We start from the raw sequence: 5,612 nt of genomic DNA, 5'->3' as shown, positions 1-5,612 counted from the left end.
CTCTCGAAGTGCAGGGGCGGCACGTCGTCGCGGTAGCACATGAAGTTGTTGACGCTGAGTCTGAGGGGGATCAAGGGTGTGCCTCGTTGCTGTTGATTCGACTGCTAATGGGATGAGGATAGCATAATGGTATGGTGCATCGGAGTGTCGAACAGGGTTTGTAGGTCTTAAGATAAACCTTATGATGATTGTATATGTCATAATTTTGGGTTTCGCCAAGAATACAGGCTAGGACATGAGCGCAAGGCCTTCTATAATCTAACAACACCACAATCTTGCTGACCGCTCAATTTCGTAGCATAGGAAGTTGTCATGAATGCACAAATCTTTAAGCAAACGCCAACGGTTGCTTCGTCCGATAATAGTCGGGAGATTGGTTCATGCAACTACCCGGCTCGCTTGCTGATTGTAAGCTGCTCGCAGCGGAAACGTTCTGAGAATGAGCTAATGCCCGCTCTTGAACGCTACGATGGACCGCTTTATCAAATGATTAGGAAGTTTCGTAGAAGCGCAACTCCTCCGCTTTCTAACCCTTGTATCTATATTTTGTCTGCACGATTTGGGTTGATTCGCGCTTGTACTCCGATTCCTGATTACGACCAGCCGATGACTTCGCAGCGGGCGGTGGAACTAGCCTCGCACACTCTCCTGAAACTGTCCGAATTGCTCAACCAAGAGCCCTTTCAAGAGATGTACTTATGTTTGGGCAAGGACTATTTGCGTTGTATTGATGGATATGACAACCTAGTTCCAAAAGGCATAAAGTTAATTGTAGCTGAAGGCTCTATTGGTAAGAGGCTACACTTTATGAAGCGCTGGCTCTACAACCAGCAGATGCCTGAATACGCTGGGAATGCCACAAATCAATTGCCTGCCAGAATTAGAGGTGTCAAATTGGCATTGTCGTCTAGTGAAGTTTTGGAGAAAGGGCGCTCTGCTTTGGATAGGAATCTAGGCTGTCCGGATAATTTCCGTGCTTGGTATGTTAATTTGGATGGAAGGCGCATAGCCCCAAAATGGCTTGTCAGTCAAATAACTGGACTTCCTGTTAGATCTTTCGGTTCCGACGAAGCTAGGCGATTACTGGCAAGGCTTGGGATAGAGGTATGCTCGATTGAATCAACCTGAAGACAATTCGTCCACCTCAACCTCAGAGGAAGTTCTCCATGACCTCTATCGCCAGTCACATTTGTTTATGAGGCTGGCAGAGAATGCTTTGACTGTCGCGGAAAGCCTACGGGACAACTACTTCAAAAATACGGCAGATTTCATCTCCGATTTACGCGAGACTATGCAACGGGCTGACCAAGGGCAAAGGAGTGATCCTCTACTGAGGGTGCATCAAATCGGAGACCAAGATTGGGCTAGCCTTCAAGGGGAGATAGTAACTTTTGTAGACGGCGGAATCGGTGGAGTTCAGATTTCCAGTCAGGTGCCGATACTCCTACGAGTAGGGTCATACACCGTCAAGACTGGTGAACGCCGTCTAGCAGAGAGAGAACAGTTTCGATACTACCCCGTAATACTGGGAGATTTGGAAGGCGGAAGCAAAGAACGCCGAGACTTTCCGGACATAGTCCGTATCACTGCAGAACTTTTAGGTGGCCTGTCTGCCCTGGAGAGAACACGCGACCTTCGCGTTCTGATGTTCCATGGTCCTCTTGTGTATCTCATGGGAGCCTATGCCGGTCATACACCATTTACTGAGGGAGACATTGACCTCTTCCTCAACCACTATGCTCCCAATTCCGATATCGCCTCTGACATAAAGGAAGACTTTCTCAAACAAGCTCAGTTGGACATCTACCCGATGCTGACGGAAAGGTCAGATGATTGGATAGAAAAAAGACTGTTCGAACCTCTGGCGTGGATGTCCTATCTATACAGACGAATAATCAAGGTAGCGAAAAGTCGAAATCCAGCGCCAATAATCGTCGGAGTTGTCGAGCGAGGTCGTAGCACGGATTTTTCCAAAGAAGTGCTACTCAAGAGAGTTTTCCGGGGCTTGCGACGGAAGGGCAACACATCTCATTTCAATGAGATGTACGGAAGAACGGACCTCACTTCTGAGGAATCACTGTTAGACAAATTGCGTTATACCGATTCTTTGCTCTTGAGCATGTTGCTTAAACCGGGGCAATACTCGGAAACTTGGGAGATGCAAGCCAAATACGAAGGACTTCGTAGAGTGGACGTCTCACTACCGGGCGAAAGTTGGACAGGTCGCGTTGACTTCTCGCCGCTTAGGCCGGGGAAGTTTGGATTTCCTCGCGTGTCCGGATACTATGTGCATGTCTCTGAGACTACAGAACCTATCAGGGTGGAAGTCTTCAAAGACCTTTCCCCAAGTCAAGTTGATGAAGCGGCGCGCAGAACCTATATGTACGCGCGGCTTCTTCCCGGATACGGTTTTCCTATGGGACTGGACATTGCCGACAAGTATTCTCATGTCCCCAACTGGCTTGCTGACGCCTATGGAAAGCTTATTCGGTATCATCTGGGCGTAAGTCTGCAAACGGGCAGCATAAGCGACGCCGAAATGCGCCGTATCTTGGTCCAGGCAATATACATGACAAATCGAGACTGGCTGTTCCGCCCCGATGCATGAGCCTGAAGGAGAAACCCTTATGGTGAATTCGACTGTCAACCAAGCGTCCGACTGGTATGTTGGAACACTGGTGGGCGAGAGCACGAGCGCCGAATTTCGTCTTGCGGTCGCACACGAGGCAATACGCGAACAGGACATCGTCGCCGTAGATGCCGAACTCGGTCGCCCGAGTGAAGATGGAGCTGCCGCAAGTGAAACCGAAAAGTTCACGATTTGGGCAAAAGTGCAGCGAATCGAGCGGCTCAACCCCCTCTTTCCCAGGGAGGCGGGCCACGAACTGGCGGCGACCCGAACAAATCCATTTGATACTGTGCTGTCTCTAAGCAGGGAAATGGTGACAGCGGTCTGCAAGGTGTTGGGTGTGGAACCTCAGGGAGGCGCATCAAAAGGTAAGCTGGAACAGCTTCGCTATCCCGCCAAACCTGCAACCTCCGCTTATCGCCCGGATTCAGCGGACATCAAGCGAATCGTCTTGGGCGAACTTGACGAAAACGGCAGACGCGCACTTGATTTGGCGACACTATCCAACCGAAATGAAGTGGATGTGCATGTAGACGGTCACGCCATAGTAACCCGCCACCTTGCCATACTCGCCATGACCGGCGCGGGGAAAAGCTGGACGGCGCGCCGCATCATCGAGCAGTTGGCAGAAAAGAACTATCCTATTGTAATCTTCGACCCGCACGGAGATTACACGGGATTGTCGGATGTGCTCGGTCTGTCGGGAAAGGTGAGAAGATACTACGCCCAGTTCCCTGTGTTAGAGGAAGAAACTGAAACGGTAGCGCGAATCATAGATACGTTAGGCTATCCTCTTACTGACACCATGAATACCCGATTCGACGATGTGTTTTCTGCGGCGAGGTCTTTTTTTAATGTAGATGACTCTGACGAAATGAACGAGAGAACAAGGTGGCTCTCCGACAGCATTGGCAACCCCGACATCCGGCAATACGGCATCAACCCCGACATGTGGTTGATTGCCAATATCACTGAGGCCGGGGAAAGTGCTATTGCTAATGACGATAGCGATGCAAAGCGGCAATTGGCGGAATGGGGCTGGCGTGAGATTAACAGATACAGCGGCAGAGACATAGGAACGCTGAGAGGCATAAAGATGAGGGCGCGTCAGGCGGCGTCCGTATTGAGAAGAATGGAGACAATCAACAGAAATGTTGCACAGCATGCCGAGCCCCTTCCAACGGACCGAGTCGAACTCGTAGATTATGGGAAAGTCAGTGTGGTTTCTCTCGCAGGTTATACTGCCGACTTTCAGGCGACCATTTACAGCATCATAGCGGACAGCATATTCGACAAGCGAGTAAGTGGCGAGTTGAAATTGCCCGTACTGTTGCTGCTGGAAGAGGCGCATTACTTCGCGCCTGCGAGAACTAATACACCCGCTGAGCAACGCGCAGTTAACACGACGCGCCAAATAGCCCAGGAAGGTCGCAAGTTTGGCGTTGGCATGATACTCGTCAGCCAGCGTCCTTCACGCCTTGACGAAACTGCTCTGTCTCAATGTAACTCCCAAATCATCATGCGTATGGTAAACCCCGCCGACCAGAGGTTCGTAAGAAATGTCATTGAAACGCTCGGAGAGGATGAAGCGAGGATGCTCCCTGATATGGATTTGGGCGAAGCAATACTTTCCGGTCAGTTCACTAACTTCCCTGTCCTTGTCAGAATGAAGAAACCCGAATCCCAAGGTGAACGGGAAGAGGAAGACGCATTTGAGGCACTTGAAAAAGCAAGAATCGAGACGCAGGAAGGAGGTGGACGTGGGACAAGGTGAAAGCGGACCGTGCAGCCCATTGGCTGACGGCATCGCTAGGCAAAGACTTGAAATCGTCGCGGGGCTTAGCCTCAGAAACCTAAAGCCTCGCGTGTGGGATGGAACATCCCCTTTTCATCTGCCTGCCCTCAAAGAGGTCATGGTTTCTTGGGCGGACCTCAATAGAATGCCGTCTATCCGGCGCAAGGCGATGCGTGAAGGGCTGCACAAGGCTCTCGACATTCCACCCAGCGTTTCGATATATCTGGATAACGGTGCTTTCAACTTCGCCATGTCTGGTGGGGAAGTCTCGCGTAAGGATTATGAAGAGTTCGTGTTGCGCGCCAAGCCAGACTGGTATGTCATTCCACAAGACTATATCCCCGCTCCGCGCATGACTGATAAGGAGCAACTTGATTGTCTTGAGCGCACTATGGAAGTCAATCTAGCGTATTCTCATGATGGCTATGTGCCAATTATTCACATAAGCCGTCGCCTAGACAGTTACATTGAGCGCCTCAAAGCAAGTGAGATTCTAAATCGCAAGTCGGTCGTAGCTCTAGGCGGCATCGTGCCCAACCTACTCCGAATGCCCAAGGCAATGGCGTATGATGAAGTATTGGACATGATTCGACGAACACGCGCGGAGTTTTCGGACAAGCGAATCCATGTTTTCGGTATAGGCGGCACCGCGACCCTGCATATAGCTGCGCTCATGGGGATAGACTCCGTGGATTCCAGCGGATGGAGAAACCGCGCCGCACGCGGGATTGTGCAACTCCAGGGCTGCGGTGACAGGCTAGTGGCTCAATTAGGAAAGTGGAGAGGCCGAAAGCCCAGCGACGAAGAACACAAGCAACTTTCAGAATGCCAGTGTCCGTCGTGCCTGGAGTTCGGCATTGAGGGATTAGCTGAGAGCGGGATAGAAGGCTTCAGCAAACGAGCCTCGCATAACCTTTGGACGCTTCTTGAAGAATCCCGCTTGATAGACTCGCATATTTCCAATGGAACCTATGCTTGCTGGTATCGGGATCACTTGAACAATTCCATCTACCGCCCTCTCGTGGACAGTGTCGTGAAATTCGATGATGCGCTTCTGTCTTAGTTCACGCCGTGGTACTCCACAAGATTGGATCGCAAGATCCGTCCCAATTTCATTTTATCCAGTCTATCATATTAGACATCTCGATACTCCGGGAGGGGCTTGATGCTGTAGTTGGCGGCGCCTCC

4 protein-coding genes are annotated in these 5,612 nt (G+C 50.8%); all 4 read left to right on the top strand.

What is annotated here, in order from left to right; genetic code table 11:
* Positions 1-312: 312 nt before the first annotated feature.
* Genes J4G02_20290 through J4G02_20275 form a run of 4 tightly spaced genes read left to right on the top strand, consistent with a single transcriptional unit; the run spans position 313 to position 5,487 of the window.
* On the top strand, positions 313-1,128 hold the full coding sequence (locus J4G02_20290) for a hypothetical protein (GenBank protein MCE2396866.1): 816 nt from the start codon (positions 313-315) through the stop codon (positions 1,126-1,128).
* Complete coding sequence (locus J4G02_20285; GenBank protein ID MCE2396865.1) at positions 1,115-2,608, top strand: DNA double-strand break repair nuclease NurA; 1,494 nt, start codon at positions 1,115-1,117, stop codon at positions 2,606-2,608. Before J4G02_20290 ends, J4G02_20285 begins: the two co-directional genes overlap by 14 nt.
* A gap of 19 nt (positions 2,609-2,627) precedes the next feature.
* A complete protein-coding gene (locus J4G02_20280) occupies positions 2,628-4,403 on the top strand; it encodes an ATP-binding protein (protein MCE2396864.1) in 1,776 nt (591 codons plus the stop codon).
* A gap of 31 nt (positions 4,404-4,434) precedes the next feature.
* On the top strand, positions 4,435-5,487 hold the full coding sequence (locus tag J4G02_20275; protein MCE2396863.1) for a hypothetical protein: 1,053 nt from the start codon (positions 4,435-4,437) through the stop codon (positions 5,485-5,487).
* Positions 5,488-5,612 lie beyond the last annotated feature (125 nt).

Source organism: Candidatus Poribacteria bacterium, from assembly GCA_021295755.1.
Classification (GTDB): Bacteria; Poribacteria; WGA-4E; order WGA-4E; family PCPOR2b; genus PCPOR2b.
The sequence above is the reverse complement of the archived record's forward strand: the minus strand, read 5'-3'. Positions and strand labels throughout refer to the sequence as shown.